15 protein-coding genes and 1 pseudogene are annotated in these 14,718 nt (G+C 73.0%); 7 read left to right on the top strand and 9 right to left on the bottom strand.

Annotated features, from left to right (window positions below):
• Positions 1 to 408: 408 nt before the first annotated feature.
• From AB0O00_RS16090 to cobU, 4 genes are all read right to left on the bottom strand, one after another.
• The gene (locus AB0O00_RS16090) at positions 409 to 1,908 is read right to left on the bottom strand and encodes a leucyl aminopeptidase (RefSeq protein WP_363652166.1); all 1,500 of its coding nucleotides are present in this window, start codon (positions 1,906 to 1,908) and stop codon (positions 409 to 411) included.
• A gap of 261 nt (positions 1,909 to 2,169) precedes the next feature.
• On the bottom strand, positions 2,170 to 2,961 hold the full coding sequence (locus tag AB0O00_RS16085; protein WP_363652164.1) for an adenosylcobinamide-GDP ribazoletransferase: 792 nt from the start codon (positions 2,959 to 2,961) through the stop codon (positions 2,170 to 2,172).
• Positions 2,962 to 3,090: 129 nt separating this feature from the next.
• Positions 3,091 to 4,206: a nicotinate-nucleotide--dimethylbenzimidazole phosphoribosyltransferase gene (locus tag AB0O00_RS16080; protein ID WP_363652162.1), complete on the bottom strand. Its 1,116-nt coding sequence runs from the start codon at positions 4,204 to 4,206 to the stop codon at positions 3,091 to 3,093.
• A 28-nt stretch (positions 4,207 to 4,234) separates the two neighbouring features.
• Positions 4,235 to 4,807 (bottom strand): bifunctional adenosylcobinamide kinase/adenosylcobinamide-phosphate guanylyltransferase, encoded by a 573-nt coding sequence (cobU, locus tag AB0O00_RS16075; RefSeq protein WP_363652160.1) that lies wholly within the window; start codon positions 4,805 to 4,807, stop codon positions 4,235 to 4,237.
• Between the two features lie 96 nt (positions 4,808 to 4,903).
• Between cobU and AB0O00_RS16070 the strand changes: the two genes are divergently transcribed.
• The gene (locus tag AB0O00_RS16070) at positions 4,904 to 5,104 is read left to right on the top strand and encodes a hypothetical protein (RefSeq protein WP_363652158.1); all 201 of its coding nucleotides are present in this window, start codon (positions 4,904 to 4,906) and stop codon (positions 5,102 to 5,104) included.
• A 17-nt stretch (positions 5,105 to 5,121) separates the two neighbouring features.
• Here the strand turns inward: AB0O00_RS16070 and AB0O00_RS16065 are convergent, their stop codons facing one another.
• Positions 5,122 to 5,862: a methyltransferase domain-containing protein gene (locus AB0O00_RS16065; protein WP_363652167.1), complete on the bottom strand. Its 741-nt coding sequence runs from the start codon at positions 5,860 to 5,862 to the stop codon at positions 5,122 to 5,124.
• A 233-nt stretch (positions 5,863 to 6,095) separates the two neighbouring features.
• Positions 6,096 to 6,692 carry a DUF3043 domain-containing protein gene (locus AB0O00_RS16060; protein WP_363652155.1) on the bottom strand — a complete coding sequence of 199 codons (597 nt, stop codon included), beginning with the start codon at positions 6,690 to 6,692 and terminating at the stop codon, positions 6,096 to 6,098.
• 300 nt (positions 6,693 to 6,992) lie between these two features.
• Here AB0O00_RS16060 and AB0O00_RS16055 point away from each other — a divergent pair, with 300 nt between their 5' ends.
• Positions 6,993 to 7,802 carry a PspA/IM30 family protein gene (locus AB0O00_RS16055; protein ID WP_363652153.1) on the top strand — a complete coding sequence of 270 codons (810 nt, stop codon included), beginning with the start codon at positions 6,993 to 6,995 and terminating at the stop codon, positions 7,800 to 7,802.
• A gap of 36 nt (positions 7,803 to 7,838) precedes the next feature.
• Positions 7,839 to 8,132 (top strand): hypothetical protein, encoded by a 294-nt coding sequence (locus tag AB0O00_RS16050; RefSeq protein WP_363652151.1) that lies wholly within the window; start codon positions 7,839 to 7,841, stop codon positions 8,130 to 8,132.
• Between the two features lie 81 nt (positions 8,133 to 8,213).
• Here AB0O00_RS16050 and nadA read toward each other — a convergent pair whose 3' ends face one another.
• On the bottom strand, positions 8,214 to 9,398 hold the full coding sequence (nadA, locus tag AB0O00_RS16045; protein ID WP_363652149.1) for a quinolinate synthase NadA: 1,185 nt from the start codon (positions 9,396 to 9,398) through the stop codon (positions 8,214 to 8,216).
• 191 nt (positions 9,399 to 9,589) lie between these two features.
• Between nadA and AB0O00_RS16040 the strand changes: the two genes are divergently transcribed.
• From AB0O00_RS16040 to AB0O00_RS16030, 3 genes are all read left to right on the top strand, one after another.
• Positions 9,590 to 10,513 carry an NADP-dependent oxidoreductase gene (locus AB0O00_RS16040; protein WP_363652147.1) on the top strand — a complete coding sequence of 308 codons (924 nt, stop codon included), beginning with the start codon at positions 9,590 to 9,592 and terminating at the stop codon, positions 10,511 to 10,513.
• 154 nt (positions 10,514 to 10,667) lie between these two features.
• Positions 10,668 to 11,132: an Lrp/AsnC family transcriptional regulator gene (locus tag AB0O00_RS16035; protein WP_359967830.1), complete on the top strand. Its 465-nt coding sequence runs from the start codon at positions 10,668 to 10,670 to the stop codon at positions 11,130 to 11,132.
• A 230-nt stretch (positions 11,133 to 11,362) separates the two neighbouring features.
• Positions 11,363 to 12,730: a pyridoxal-dependent decarboxylase gene (locus tag AB0O00_RS16030; protein ID WP_363652145.1), complete on the top strand. Its 1,368-nt coding sequence runs from the start codon at positions 11,363 to 11,365 to the stop codon at positions 12,728 to 12,730.
• Between the two features lie 70 nt (positions 12,731 to 12,800).
• On the opposite strand, the gene AB0O00_RS16025 is transcribed toward AB0O00_RS16030, so the two are convergent.
• The gene (locus AB0O00_RS16025) at positions 12,801 to 13,661 is read right to left on the bottom strand and encodes a GNAT family N-acetyltransferase (RefSeq protein WP_363652143.1); all 861 of its coding nucleotides are present in this window, start codon (positions 13,659 to 13,661) and stop codon (positions 12,801 to 12,803) included.
• Between the two features lie 244 nt (positions 13,662 to 13,905).
• On the opposite strand from AB0O00_RS16025, the gene AB0O00_RS16020 reads away from it, so the two are divergent.
• On the top strand, positions 13,906 to 14,259 hold the full coding sequence (locus tag AB0O00_RS16020) for an iron-sulfur cluster assembly accessory protein (protein ID WP_196950018.1): 354 nt from the start codon (positions 13,906 to 13,908) through the stop codon (positions 14,257 to 14,259).
• Positions 14,260 to 14,343: 84 nt separating this feature from the next.
• On the opposite strand, the pseudogene AB0O00_RS16015 reads toward AB0O00_RS16020, so the two are convergent.
• A pseudogene (locus tag AB0O00_RS16015) lies at positions 14,344 to 14,718 on the bottom strand (hypothetical protein); the annotation flags it as partial.

Genomic DNA, 14,718 nt, shown 5'->3' with positions numbered 1-14,718 from the left:
AACGGTGCTGGCGTCGTTCGCCACGTCACGTCCTCCATGCAATGGGGTGTGGATCGCCGGGCCGGTCGCGGTCCGGTGGGTCGGAAGCCTTTGTGGGGCGCCCAGTCGTGCCGGAAATACATCTTCGCACTTGTTCACGGTGGCTGATGTCCGGGTCCGCCCCGCGGGTGTCCCACAGGGTGGTCACGGGGGTGGGAACACCCCCGACGGAAGGGCATCATTGCAGCTCAACGCGGGGTTGGCAGCCACCGGGAGGCCGCCGGGGCGGGCTCGGGCCGCGGCCGCTTCCGCAGTGCGGAACAAAGTTTCGCCCGCAGCGAACAGGGGTGCGGGGCCGGGTGGCGTCCTACCTGCGGGTAACCCGCCGGGAACGCCGGAGGGGGCCCGGCGCACGCGCGGTGGGCCGGGTCAGGCCTTCGCCGCCGCCGTCCGCTCGGCGTAGGCGAGCAGGGTGCGCACCGCGCTCGCGGTGCCGCCCTTCGGGGTGTAGCCGAACGGCGCGCCCTCGTGGAACGCCGGACCGGCGATGTCCAGGTGCGCCCAGTCGGTGCCCTCGGCCACGAACTCCTTCAGGAACAGACCGGCCACCAGGCCGCCGCCCATCCGCTCGCCCATGTTGGCCAGGTCGGCGATGGTCGACTCGGTCATGCCCTTGCGCAGCTCGGCCGGCAGCGGCATCGGCCAGGACTGCTCGCCGACCTCGCCCGCGACGGTGTGCAGGGTGTCGCGCAGCTCGTCGTTGTTGGACATCACGCCGAAGGTGCGGGTGCCCAGGGCCAGCACCATGGCGCCGGTCAGGGTGGCCACGTCGACGATGACGTCCGGGTTCTCCTCGCCGGCGCGCACGATCGCGTCGGCCAGCACCAGGCGGCCCTCGGCGTCGGTGTTCAGCACCTCGACGGTCTTGCCGCCGTACATGCGCAGCACGTCGCCCGGGCGGGTGGCGGAGCCCGACGGCATGTTCTCGGCCAGCGCGAGCCAGCCGGTGACGTTGACGGCCAGGCCGAGGCGCTTGGCCGCGACCACGGCGGCGAACACGGCGGCGGCGCCGGCCATGTCGCACTTCATGGTCTCGTTGTGGCCGGCCGGCTTCAGCGAGATGCCGCCCGAGTCGTAGGTGATGCCCTTGCCGACGAAGGCGAGCGAGGCCTTGGCCTTCGGGTGGGTGTAGGCCACCTTCACCAGCCGCGGCGGGTTCGCCGAGCCGCCGCCGACGCCCATCAGACCGCCGAAGCCGCCCTTGACGAGCGCCTTCTCGTCCAGCACCTCGACCTTGAGGCCGTGCTCCTTGCCGGCGGCCTGGACGATCGCGGCGAAGCTCTTCGGGTTCAGGTCGTTCGGGGCGGTGTTGACCAGGTCGCGGGCGCGGTTCATCTCCTCGCCGATCGCGGCGGCGCGCTCCACGGCGGCCTTGGAGTCCTTGCTGCCCTTGCGCGGGGCCAGCACGACGAGCTCGCCGACCGGCTCCTTGCCGCCCTCGCCCTTGTAGGTGCCGAAGGAGTACGAGCCGAGCAGACCGCCGAGCGCGACGGCCTCGATCTCGTCCGTGGACTCGGCCGGCAGGGCCAGCGCGGCCTTCTTGACGCCGGCCAGGGTACGGGCGGCGACACCGGCCGCGCGGCGCAGCGTCTCCGGGCCGTAGCCCTCCTCGCTCGCCTCGCCGAGGCCGACCGCGAGCACGAGGGCGGCCTTCACGCCGGCGGGCGCGGGGACCTTGACGGCCTCGCCCTCGGCGCCGGTCGCGCCCAGGGTGGTGAGGACCTCGGCCAGCTTGCCCTCGAACGCCTCGTTCACGGCCTCGGTGCCGGCGGTCGGCACGATGCCCTTGGGGCCCTTCGCGACACCGACCACCAGCGCGTCCGCACGCAGCGATGCGGCGGCGGAGGTGCTCACAGACAATGCAGTCACGTAATGCGTCCTGTTCTTTCGCGGTCCACGGCCGGGTGCGGCGAGGCTGCCGCACCGGCGCAGCCCGGCGGGCGTCGCGGCTGTCCCGCCGGCGTGATCCGGGTCCGGGTCCCCTGGCTACGCGTACCCGCCGTTCGCGGCCACGCACACCAGAGGCCCCGGCTCCGCGTTGGGTGCCGGGCGGGCAGGACCTGCGACGGTGCAGGGCTGCGGTGCTCCCCGCATGGTAGTCCGCATGGTGGGATCACGCGCCGCCCGGTGTCAGGCGAGCAACGCCAGGGCGAACAACGAGCCGGTCGCGGCCGTCTCCGCCATCGCGCCGAGCACGTCCCCGGTGATTCCGCCGAACCGTCGTACGCACCTGCGGAGCAGCAGCCATGCGCAGCCGGTGCCGAGGGCGAGGGCGAGGGGGAGGCGACCGCATGATGATCCGTCAAGCAGCCCGAGAATGGCCAGAAGGAGCGCCGCCGCGGCCGTCGCGGCCGGCGCCGCCGGGGGAGCGACGGTGCTCGCCACCATCGCCCCGAGCCCGCCCGGCCGGGCGGGCGGCACCGACCGCAGACAGCCCCATGCGAGCGCGCACCGCGCGGCCACCGCGGAGCAGAGAACGGCGAGCGCCCCGCGCAGCGGCGAGTGCCCGAACTGTCCGGCCAATGCGGCGATCTGGGCGAACAGGGCGAGAAGCAGGACAAGGACGCCGAAGGGGCCGATATCGGACTGCTTCATGATGCGCAGCGCGTCCTCGGCGGGCTTCCCGCTGCCCAGCCCGTCGGCGACGTCCGCGAGCCCGTCCAGGTGCAGCCCCCGGGTGAGCGCGGCGAGCACCGCCACCGCCGTCACCGCCCCGAGCAGCCCGCCGGCCCGCCAGGCCACGAGCGCCCCGGCCACGGCCGCGATCCCGCCCAGCACGAACCCCACGACCGGCGCCAGCACCATGGCCCGCCCCCCGGCCGCCCGGTCCCACCGCTCGACCCGCACCCGCAGGACCGACAGCGTCCCGAACGCGAACCGCAGCCCGTCATTCCACCCGGCCCGCTCGCGCTCACCCGCCACCGGTCGTCACCCTTCACCAAAAGGAATCCCCGCGCCCCTCAGGGGCGCGGGGAACTGCGCGAATTCGGAAGGCTGCGACCTGGAACCCAATCGCCAAGGGCCAGTTGCACACACGCTTCCGGCGTCCTGCTACAGCCGCCGCAGCAGGTCCGCCGCCGACGGCAGCTTCGGCTGCTCCTTCGGCGCCGGCGGCACGTACGCCCGCGGCGCCTCGTCGGCGAGCGCGTCCCCGGCGGCCTGGAGCAGCGGCAGCGCCAGCAGCGCGCCGACGCCCTCGCCCATCGTGATCCCCTGGTCCTGCATCGGCGTCAGCGTCAGCCGGTCGTACGCCTTGGCCTGGGCCGGCTCGCCGCTGGACTGCCCGGCCCGCCACCACTCCGGCGCCCGGAACGCGATCCGCTGCGCGACCAGCGCGCAGGCCGCCGAGACGACGCCGTCCAGCACGACGGGCAGCTTGCGCACCGCGGCCTGCAGCAGGAAGCCGGTGATCGCCGCGAAGTCCGCACCGCCGGTGGCGCCGAGCAGCGCCAGCTGGTCGCCGAGGACCGGCCGGGCCCGGCGCAGCGAGTCGCGGATGGTCGCGCACTTGACCATCCACACGCGGTCGTCGATGCCCGAGCCGCGCCCGGTCACCGCGGCGGCGTCGGTGCCGCACAGGGCGCCGATCAGCACGCCGGCGACGGTCGTCGAGCCGACCCCGAGGTCGCCGAGCAGCACCAGGTCCGTCCCGGCGTCGGCCTCCTCGTCGGCGACGGCCATGCCGGCCCGGAAGGCCCGGACGGTCTCCTCGGGCGTGAGCGCGTCCTCGACGTCGATGCGCCCGGAGCCGCGCCGGATCCGGTGGCCGACCACCTCGTCCGGGAAGTCCGCCGGGTCGGTGTCCACCGCGACGTCGACGATCCGCACGTCGGCGCCGTACCGGGCGGCCAGCCGGGCGACCGGCGCGGTGCCGTCGAGCACGGCCCGCACCCGGGCCGCGGTGCCGCCCCGGGCCGGCAGCCGGGAGACCCCGAGCGCCGCCACCCCGTGGTCGGCGGCGAACAGCAGCACCTTGGGCGCCGAGACCGGCCGCACCGGGGAGCGCCCCTGCACGGACGACAGCCAGCTGCCCAGCTCCTCCAGCTTGCCGAGCCCGCCACGCGGCCGGCCGGTCGCCTGCCACCGCTCGTCGGCGGCCCGCCGGGCGCTCTCGTCGGGGCGCTCGACGAGCGAGGAGAACGTATCGAGATCCACGGTCGTGTCCATCGTCCGGAAGGCTACACGCCGCAGGCGTTCACGCTGCGGCTGGCTTGACCGTCAGAACCTGCCCGGCCACGACCAGCAGCACACGCTCCGAGGCGTCCGCCACGGCCATGTTGAGCCGTCCCAGGGTGTCGCGGAACCGCCGGCCGGCCGCGGTGGCGGGCACGACACCCATGCCGACCTCGTTGCTCACCGCGACGGCGTGCCGCCCGGTCGCCGCCCAGGCCCGCGCGAGCGCGTCGCACCGCCGCTGCACGGCGGCCTCCCCGCCGTCGGCCCACACCGCGTCGTCCCAGGCGCCGCACTCGTCCATCACCGAAGTCAGCCACAGCGCAAGGCAGTCGACGAGCACCGGCGCCGGATCGGCGGTGTCCGCGAGGACGGCCTCCAGGTCGCAGGTCTCGGCGGTGCGCCAGCTCGCCGGACGCCGCTCGCGGTGCAGGGCGACCCGCTGGGCCCACTCGGCGTCGCCGTCCCGGGTGCCGCCGGTGGCGACGTAGAGGACGTCCGCCCGGTCGGCGAGGAGCTGCTCGGCCTTGGTGGACTTGCCGGAGCGCGCACCGCCGAGGATGAGCGTGCGGGAGGGTTCGAGGTGGGTCGCCATGACGCCCATCCTGCCGGACCAGGCATACGGAAGATCGTGCCGGGCAGGCTATGGTGCGCAGCACATTGGCAGCGTCGTCGGCGGGAGGAGCCGGGCATGGTCTGGACGTGGCGGTACGAGAAGGCGGACGGCACCGAGCAGACGTCGGGCGTCGGGCACGAGGAGTTCGCCGGCCAGGGCGACGCCGAGACGTGGATCGGCGAGACCTGGAAGCAGCTCGCCGAGGACGGCGTCGACAACGCCGTCCTGCTGGAGGACGACCGGGTGATCTACTCGATGAGCCTGCACGAGGGGTAACTCCCCGACCAGGGAGCCTACTTAGCCCCGATGACGTGCAGCAGCGCGGCCACCTGCCGGTACGGGTCGGTGCGCCCGGCGCGGTCCTCGGCCTCCAGCAGCTGGGCCAGCTGGCGTCCGTCCACCGGCGGGGCCGCGTCGTCGGGGGCGTTGTCGGTGAAGACGCGCACGCCGTACCAGTGCTTGAGCGGCACCGACACCTCGGAGAGCGTGACGGAGAGGTCGGCGAGCCGGTCGGCGCGGGCGGCCAGCCCGAGCCGGTTGTAGTAGCGGTCGCTCTCGAACGCGTGCAGGGCGGCCCGCCAGTCCCCGGCGGCGGCGGGCCGCAGGGCGAGCGCGTCGCGGTTGCGGACGAGCAGCGAGAGCAGTCCGCCGGGCGCGAGCAGCCGGGCCAGCGAGGCGATCATCGGGTCCGGGTCGGGCAGGTACATCAGGACGCCGTGGCAGAGCACGACGTCGAAGCTGCGCGGGCCGAACCAGCGCCCGCACTGGTGGCCGTCGCCGCTGAGCAGCTGGATCCGGTCGCGGACCTCGGCCGGCTCCTCGGCGAGCGCCCCCTGGGCGACGCCGAGCGCGACCGGGTCGGAGTCGATGCCGGTGACGTAGTGGCCGGCCCGGGCCAGGCGCAGCGCCTGGGTGCCCTGGCCGCAGCCGATGTCGAGGACGCGCTGCGCGGTGCGGCCGGTCAGCTGTTCGGCGAGCTGACGGGCGACGAGTTCCTGGCGCACGAAGTTGCGCAGTCCGCCGAGCCGGTCCAGCCACGCGCCGGTGCCGCCGGCGAAGGAGCCGCTGCGCGAGGGCAGCCGCCGCTCCTGGCCGGAACGTTCCTGGCCGGAGCGCTCGTAGCCGGAACGTTCCTGGACGGAACGCCCCTGGTCGGAACGTTCCTGTCCGAGCCGGTCGTGCCCGCCGTCCCCCTGGCCGGGCAACGCGTACAGGCCGGGCCCCTCCCAGGACGGCGGGGCCCAGCCGGAGTCCACCGGTTCGGCGGTCAGGGCCGCTCCCCGCGACGGACCTGCGGCTTGGGCAGCCGCAGCCGGCGCATCTGCAGGATGCGCATGAGGCCGTAGGCGACCGTCCCGCGGGTGTTCTGGCCGGCGAAGCGCTCGCCGAGCTGCTTGCGCAGGCCGAGGCCGAGGCGGACGAAGTCCAGCGCGACCAGCACGAAGAACAGCAGGAACAGCAGGGTGGAGAGCAGCTGCAGGGCCGGCACCTTGACGATGCTGAGCACCAGGATCAGCACGGCCGCGGGGAGGAAGAACTCGGCCAGCGACCAGCGGGCGTCCATGTAGTCGCGGGCGAACTTGCGCACCGGGCCCTTGTCGCGCGCGGGCAGGTGGCGCTCGTCGCCATCCACGAGCGCCTGGCGCTGCTTCTCGCGCTCGACCCGCATCCGGTCGCGCGCCTGCTTGGCGGCTTCCTTGCGGTCCTTTGGCACGGTCACCCGGGTACGACGGTGGGCCTCGGCCTCACTGCGCTTGGGAGTGGGCCGGCCCTTCTTGGCCTGCGGGTCGCGGGCCTGGGTCGTCTCGTCCTGCTTCTCCAGCACGGTGGAGGCAGCGGCATCATCTGAACGGCGTCGGAACACACCACCAGCGTACGGGGTGCCGCGGCGCTTCTCGGGGCGGCCTCGGACGCAAACGCGTATCGATCCGCGAGGTGGGAGCCCGACGGGAGTTTTCCGGGCCCTTCCCGTAGGGGATCGGTCGGGTGGAGGATGGGGGGGATGAGAGCGGGATCCACCCGGGGGATGAGGAAGATGCGCCCAGCGCTGTAGCAGTCTTGTTGCAGGCAGGTGCACTGCGGCGAAGGGCTCGCTGCACATACACTCGTCGTGTCTGGTAACGAGATAGAGACCGCAGGCCGGAGAAGGGGGCACCCGAGGCCCATGAGCGACGGAATCATGAAGCGTATGGGGCTGATCTTCCGCTCCAAGGCGAACAAGGCCTTGGACCGGGCGGAAGATCCGCGTGAGACGCTCGACTACTCCTACCAGAAGCAGCTCGAACTGCTGCAGAAGGTACGGCGTGGCGTCGCGGACGTCGCGACCTCGCGCAAGCGCCTGGAACTCCAGCTGACCCAGCTCCAGCAGCAGTCCGCGAAGTACGAGGACCAGGGCCGCAAGGCGCTGTCGCTCGGCCGCGAGGACCTCGCGCGCGAGGCGCTGACCCGCAAGGCCAACATGCAGTCCCAGATCAACGACCTGGAGGCGCAGTACCAGGCGCTCCAGGCCGAGGAGGAGAAGCTCACGCTCGCCTCCCAGCGGCTGCAGGCCAAGGTGGACGCCTTCCGCACCAAGAAGGAGACCATCAAGGCCACCTACACCGCCGCCCAGGCGCAGACCCGCATCGCCGAGTCCTTCTCCGGGATCTCGGAGGAGATGGGCGACGTGGGCCTGGCGATCCAGCGTGCCGAGGACAAGACCGCGCAGATGCAGGCGCGGGCCGGCGCGATCGACGAGCTGCTGGCCTCCGGCGCGCTCGACGACGCGAGCGGTCTGGGCCGCAAGGACGACATCGAGGCTGAGCTGGAGCGCGTCGCCGGCGGTTCGGACGTCGAGCTGGAGCTGGCCCGCATGAAGGCCGAGCTGTCCGGTGGCCCGGCCGCCGGTCCGGCCGCGATCGAGCAGGGCAAGCAGCAGCAGCCGCCGCAGGACGCCCACCCGCAGGACACCCCGCGCATCAACTACAACAAGTGAGTTGAGCTCCACCCACGAACCAGGGAGACGCACGGCATGATCATGAGGGTCATGGGTGAGGGGCAGTTCGAGGTCGGCGAGGCCCACCTCAACCTGCTCAACGAGCTCGACGCGGAGCTCGTCACCGCGGTCGACTCGGGGGACGAGGAGCTCTTCCGCTCGGCGTACGGCAAGCTGCTGGACGCCGTGAAGCAGTACGGCACGAGGCTGCCGGACGACTCGCTGGAGCCGTCCGAGCTGATCCTGCCGGCGGCCGAGGCGACGATCGACGAGGTCCGGGCTCTACTGATGGCGGATGACGAGGGCGTCATCCCCGGGTACCCGGAGTAGCCTTCCGCACCGCTCCGCGCCAGACGAAAGGGCGGGCCCCCTCCACTCGGAGGGGGCCCGCCCTTCGTGCGTCCGCTGCTGTTACGGCAGGGCGAGCATCCGGTCCAGCGCCGCCTTGGCGTACTGCTCGGTCTCCGGGTCGACGGTGATCACGTTCGGCACCCGGCCCTCGACCAGCGACTCCAGCGCCCACACGAGGTGCGGCAGGTCGATCCGGTTCATGGTGGAGCAGAAGCAGACCGCGCGGTCCAGGAAGACGATCTCCTTGTCCGGGTGCGCCTTGGCGAGGCGGCGGACGAGGTTCAGCTCGGTGCCGATGGCCCACTTGGAGCCGTGCTCGGCGGCGTCGAGCGCCTTGATGATGTACTCCGTCGAGCCGACCATGTCCGCGGCGGCGACGACCTCGTGCTTGCACTCGGGGTGCACCAGGACGGTGACGCCGGGGATGCGCTCGCGGACGTCGTTCACCGAGTCCAGGCTGAACCGGCCGTGCACCGAGCAGTGGCCGCGCCAGAGGATCATCTTGGCGTCGCGCAGCTGCTCGGCGGTCAGGCCGCCGTTCGGCTTGTGCGGGTTGTACAGGACGCAGTCGTCCAGCGAGAAGCCCATGTCGCGCACCGCGGTGTTGCGGCCGAGGTGCTGGTCGGGCAGGAACAGGACCTTCTGCCCCTGCTCGAAGGCCCACTCCAGGGCGCGCTTGGCGTTGGAGGAGGTGCAGATGGTGCCGCCGTGCTTGCCGGTGAAGGCCTTGATGTCGGCGGAGGAGTTCATGTACGAGACCGGGACGGTCACATCGGCTATGCCGGCGTCGGCCAGCACGTCCCAGCACTCGGCGACCTGCTCGGCGGTGGCCATGTCGGCCATCGAGCAGCCGGCCGCGAGGTCGGGCAGGACGACCTTCTGGTCGTCGCCGGTGAGGATGTCCGCGGACTCGGCCATGAAGTGCACGCCGCAGAAGACGATGTACTCGGCCTCCGGACGGGCCGCCGCGTCCCGGGCGAGCTTGAAGGAGTCGCCGGTGACGTCGGCGAACTCGATCACCTCGTCGCGCTGGTAGTGGTGGCCGAGGATGAAGACGCGGTCGCCGAGCGCGTCCTTGGCCGCCCGGGCGCGCTCGACGAGGTTCGGGTCGGAAGCCGGGGGGAGGTCACCGGGGCACTCGACGCCGCGCTCGCTGTTCGGATCGGCCTCCCGGCCGAGCAGCAGCAGAGCGAGCGGCGTCGGAGTGGGGTCGACGCCGTAGGTCTCGGTGATGGTGGTGGTCACGGGCGGGTGCCCTTCTGTGCGGCCGATCAAGCGGTGAAGCCTTTTCGTCTATCTGACACTATCTATTCTAACCGGTTAGCGTCAGAGTGACGATGGCCATCCTGTCGATGTGACGAGAACCGCTCGCCGGATCGGATGCTTCCTTGCGTGGCCGAATCGATATCCGGGCGCCTCCGGGTATGGCTGGGCCCATGAAGGCAATCGCGATCAACCGCTACGGCGGACCCGAGGTGGTCGAGTACACCGAGCTGCCCGACCCCAAGGTCGGCCCGGACTCGGTGCTGGTGGAGGTCCGCGCGGCCGGGGTGAACCCGGTGGACTGGAAGGTCCGCGAGGGCGCGCTGGACGGCCTGCTGGACGCGCACTTCCCACTGGTCATGGGCTGGGACGCGGCCGGCGTCGTCCGCGCGGTCGGCGGCGGGGTCACCGAGTTCGCGCCGGGCGACGAGGTCTACGGCTACGTTCGCAAGGACGCCGTCGAGCACGGCACCTACGCCGAACTCGTCGCCGCGCCCGTGCGCACCCTCGCCCGCCGGCCCGCCGCGCTCGACTGGGCGCAGTGCGGCGGCCTCCCGCTGGCCGGGCTCACCGCCCTGCAGTGCCTCGACGCCCTCCGGGTGAAGGCGGGGGAGACCCTCCTGGTGCACGCGGCCGCCGGCGGGGTCGGCCACCTGGCCGTCCAGATCGCCCGGGCCCGCGGCGCGCGCGTGATCGGCACGGCCGGCGAGCGCAACCACGACTACCTGCGCGGCCTCGGCGCCGAACCGGTCACGTACGGCGAGGGCCTGGTCGAACGGGTCCGCGCGCTCGCCCCCGGCGGCGTGGACGCGGCCCTCGACCTGGTCGGCCACGGCGCCGTCCAGGTCTCGGCCGCACTGGTCGCCGACCCGGCGCGGATCGCCTCGGTCACCGACTACCGGGTCAAGCAGCTCGGCGGCCACTACGTGTGGGTGCGCCCCGACGCGGCCGGGCTCGCCGAACTGGCCGCGCTCGCCGACGAGGGCCGGCTCACCGTCACCGTCGCCTCCACCTTCCCGCTCGCGCAGGCCGCCTCCGCCCAGGCGCTGAGCGCCGAGGGCCGCACCCGCGGGAAGATCGTGCTGCTGGTGACCTGAACCACGGGAGACGTCCTGGTGTACGCCTCCCGGTCATCTGCCAGCGATGAACTCGCTCATGTCATCCGCCAGAATGGGTGCCGAACCGTTTCGGCAGACCGGCCACTGCCGTCCCGTCCGCCGATCCCCGCACGACCCGTGGAGCCCCGCACCGATGAGCAGCAGCCGAGCGCACGAGGTGACCGGGGCCGACCTGGACGAGACCGACCGGCTGCTCCTCGCCCGCCTCGGCAGCGACGGTCGCGCCTCCTACGCCGAGATCGGCCTCCAGGTGAACCTCTCCGCCACCGCCGTCCGCCGCCGGATCGACCGGCTGCGGGCGCGCGGGGTGGTCCGCGGCTTCACCGTGGTGCTCGACCCGGCCGTCCTCGGCTGGCAGACCGAGGCCTTCGTCGAGGTCTACTGCCGCGAGCGCACCGCGCCCGAGGAGATCCTCGCGAGCCTGCGCCAGTTCCCCGAGGTCGTCGCCGCCTGGACGGTCACCGGCGATCCGGACGCCCTGGTGCACCTGCGCGCGGCCGACATGCGCCACCTCGAGGCCGTCATCGAGCGCATCCGCCGCGAGCCCGGCGTCCAGCGCAGCCGTTCCTCCGTCGTCCTGTCCCAGCTGATCGGCTAAGGGACCCGGACGGCTCACCCGGGCCCTTCCCGCACCGCCCCCGGCCCTCCCCGGGGCCCACGCAGGAATCCTGCGCGGACCGGCCCGAAGACGCTCGAAACCTGCCTGACCAGCCGCGTTCCGACGCGCGGCGCACCCCCTCCGCTGCCTACGCTGATCACGTCCGGTCAGCGCGGTGAAGCTCCCCGCCCGGCCGGATCCCCCGACCCCCACAGCCGAGAGGGACAGCCGTGTCCGCAGCACCCGACCGCATGCACCGGCCCGACAACGAACTGGTCGACCTGGTATTCGACTACATGCGGGAGCGGCTGCAGTACGACCCCGTCCCGCTCGACCACCCCGGCGACGGCGAGCACCTGCGCGCCCAGCTGGCCGGCCTGCTGAACCCGGAGGGCAACAGCCCGGCCGACGTGCTCAAGCTCTACGACCACGAGCTGTCCCGCGCGGTCATCTCCGCCGACAGCCCGCGCTACCTGTCCTTCATCCCGTGCGCCCCCACCAAGGCCGCGCTGCTGTTCGACATGGTCGTCTCCTGCGCCTCCCTCCAGGGCATCTCCTGGCTGGAGGCGGCCGGTGCGATCGCCGCCGAGAACCAGGTGCTGCGCCTGATAGCCGACCGCGCGGGCCTGCCCGCCACGGCCGGCGGCTGCTTCGTCTCCGGCGGTTCGGCGGGCAACCTGTCCGCCCTGGTCGTCGCCCGCGACACCGCGCGCCGCAAGCTCGGCGTCGGTCCGGAGGCGCGCCTGCGCATCGCCGTCGCCGACCAGGTGCACTCCTCGGTCAAGAACACCTTCAACATCATCGGCGTCGAGGCCTTCAAGGTCCCGACCGTCGACCGCCGGTTCACCGGCGAGGCCCTGCGCGCCGCGCTGGCCGCCGACCCCAACCCGGAGACGGTGATCGCCGTCGTCGGCACCGCCGGCACCACCAACGAGGGCATCGTCGACGACCTCCAGGGCCTCTCCCAGGTCGCCCGCGAGCGCGACATGTGGTTCCACGTGGACGGCGCCTACGGCGGCGCCGGCCTCTTCGCCCCCTCGGTGCGCGAGCGCTACAACGGCATCGAGCACGCCGACTCCTTCGTCGTCGACCCGCACAAGTGGCTGTTCGCCCCGTTCGACTGCGCGGCGCTGATCTACCGCAACCCGCAGCTCGCCCGGGCCGTCCACACCCAGGACGCCTCCTACCTCGACGTCCTGCACACCGAGGGCGACGAGTGGAACCCCACCGACTACGCCTACCACCTGACCCGGCGCGCCCGCGGCCTGCCGCTCTGGTTCTCGCTCGCCGTGCACGGCACCCAGGCGTACACCGACGCGATCGAGACCGGCCTCAAGCTGGCCCAGGACACCGCGCAGCTGATCCGCGACACCGAGCACCTGGAGCTGTTGTTCGACCCGCAGCTCTCCGCGGTCTGCTTCAAGCGCAAGGGCTGGACGAACGACGACTACTACCGCTGGTCGCAGCAGCTGCTCGCGGACCAGATCGGCTTCGTCACCCCCACCGGCTGGGACGGCGAGACGGTCGCCCGCTTCGCCTTCCTGCACCCGGGCACCACGATGGAGATGGTCCGGGAGATCCTGGACACCATGGCCTGAGCCCCACGGCTCCCGCCGCGGCCCCGCCGGGCACCTCCGGCGGGGCCGCCGCGCGCCCACGGGAACGTCGCTACAGGAAGGCCCCGCTCGGCAGGTACGGCGCCGGCGGGCGCATCCCGTGCAGGCCGACGTAGCCCCCGGGCTCCGGGCTGAGCCCCACCTCCAGGCCGACGTCCAGCGCCCACTCCTGCTCGGCGGTGAGGAAGTCCACCCGCGCCCGCACCCCCTCCGGCACCCGGGCCAGCGCCTCGCGCAGCAGCCGGGCGGCGATCCGCTTGGTGGTGGCGGCCAGCAGCTTGACCTCGCCGCCGTCGCGGTAGCAGTAGCCGCTGCCGGCCAGCGCGTCGGCGATCAGCAGCTCCTCGAAGTGGCCCAGCATCAGCTCGTGGTCCGGCCCGTGCGCCGCGCCGCGCAGCCGCCGGTCCACCGAGTCCAGCAGGTGGCGGTGGGTCGCGTTGCCGCGGTGCACCGGGATGTCCCCGGGGTCGACCAGCCCGGCCCGGTCCACCCGCCCGCCCAGCCGCATCGCCGGGTGCAGCGTGAACCCGGCCAGCCGGTAGCGGCGGGCCGCCGCCGCGGACTGTGGCACGCACACCATCCCGCGCAGGCACCCGCGCCCGTGGGCCGTCGCCCGCTCCAGCAGCAGCCGCCCGACGCCCTTGCCCTGCGCCTGCGGCCGGACCGCGAACAGGGACGGCATCCACAGCCCCTCCCGGCGCATCGAGAGCACCGCGCCGACCGCCTCCCCGCCGCTCTCGGCGAGCCAGCAGCCCTGCGGATCGGTGCGGGCCAGGTGTCTGGTGCGGGCCAGCTGCACCGGCGTCGCCGCCACGGCCGGGGCGCCGCGACCGGGGGCGGCGGACGAGGCGAGGGCGATCTCCTGGACGGCCTCCGCGTCGGCGGCGGTGTCCCTGACCTGGCGCAGGATCATGCCCACCATCCTGGCGTCCGCGGCCCCGCCGCGGGGCCGCTTCGCCCGGATCGGCGGCTCGGGCGGTGACCGCTCCATCCGGGTTGTGCGAGCATGGGAACCGTAGGGGACGCGGGTGGCACACCCGGCCCACGGAAAATCCGCCGCCGAGAGGCCGCAAAACCATCGCCGTCCGGGAAATGAATCCGGACGGTCCTTGGTTGGCACTGGCGGCAGACCGTCGTCAAAGACCGGGAGAAAGCAGATGACCGTCCAGGACGAGACCACCGTCGAGAGTGGCATCCTCCTTACCGATGCCGCCGCGGGCAAGGTCAAGGCCCTGCTGGAGCAGGAAGGCCGCGACGACCTTGCGCTTCGTGTCGCCGTCCAGCCCGGTGGCTGCTCCGGCCTGCGTTACCAGCTGTTCTTCGACGAGCGCTCGCTCGACGGCGACGTGATCAAGGACTTCGGCGGTGTGAAGGTCGTCACCGACCGCATGAGCGCCCCGTACCTGGGCGGCGCCACCGTCGACTTCGTCGACACCATCGAGAAGCAGGGCTTCACGATCGACAACCCGAACGCCACCGGCTCCTGCGCCTGCGGCGACTCGTTCAGCTAAGCCCCGGCGGCTCGGCACACGAACGACTTACGAAGGCGGCCCCGGGGAACACCCCGGGGCCGCCTTCGCCGTACCCGCGCTCCGCTACTGCGCGGCGCCGTCCGGTCCGACCGGGTCCGGGCCCATGTGCGGGTCCGCCTCCAGCGGGATCGGGTTGCCGGTGGACAGGTCGTTCACCGTCCGCCCGGCCAGCGGCGCGCGCAGATCGGCCGTGACCGTCTGCCGCTTGGCCAGCTCGCTGCACACCTGCCCGGACTTCACCGGCGCCGCCACGACGACCTTGACGTCCACCTGGCCCGGGTGCGACTCGTCCGCCTTCAGCGCGTACTGCGAGCACACCCCGCCGTAGAAGAACACGGTCAGCTTGTTGCTGCCGTCCACCCGGTAGGTGACCGCCGGACGCACCGCGGGCGACGGCCCGTTCGGGTTCGGCTCGCCGATCGCGGTGCCTTCGGGACG

It is taken from the genome of Kitasatospora sp. NPDC093558, from assembly GCF_040683475.1.
Lineage (GTDB): Bacteria > Actinomycetota > Actinomycetes > Streptomycetales > Streptomycetaceae > Kitasatospora.
Note: the sequence above shows the minus strand (reverse complement) of the source record. Positions and strands in the feature narration are given on the sequence as shown.

Coding starts and splice junctions, on each gene's coding strand:
- cobU (WP_363652160.1), bottom strand. CDS start 4,807: ATGGCGACCCACCTCGAACCCTCCCGCACGCTCATCCTCGGCGGTGCG.
- AB0O00_RS16055 (WP_363652153.1), top strand. CDS start 6,993: ATGAGCGACGGAATCATGAAGCGTATGGGGCTGATCTTCCGCTCCAAG.
- AB0O00_RS16025 (WP_363652143.1), bottom strand. CDS start 13,661: ATGATCCTGCGCCAGGTCAGGGACACCGCCGCCGACGCGGAGGCCGTC.
- AB0O00_RS16050 (WP_363652151.1), top strand. CDS start 7,839: ATGATCATGAGGGTCATGGGTGAGGGGCAGTTCGAGGTCGGCGAGGCC.
- AB0O00_RS16035 (WP_359967830.1), top strand. CDS start 10,668: ATGAGCAGCAGCCGAGCGCACGAGGTGACCGGGGCCGACCTGGACGAG.
- AB0O00_RS16080 (WP_363652162.1), bottom strand. CDS start 4,206: ATGGACACGACCGTGGATCTCGATACGTTCTCCTCGCTCGTCGAGCGC.
- AB0O00_RS16020 (WP_196950018.1), top strand. CDS start 13,906: ATGACCGTCCAGGACGAGACCACCGTCGAGAGTGGCATCCTCCTTACC.
- AB0O00_RS16040 (WP_363652147.1), top strand. CDS start 9,590: ATGAAGGCAATCGCGATCAACCGCTACGGCGGACCCGAGGTGGTCGAG.
- AB0O00_RS16070 (WP_363652158.1), top strand. CDS start 4,904: ATGGTCTGGACGTGGCGGTACGAGAAGGCGGACGGCACCGAGCAGACG.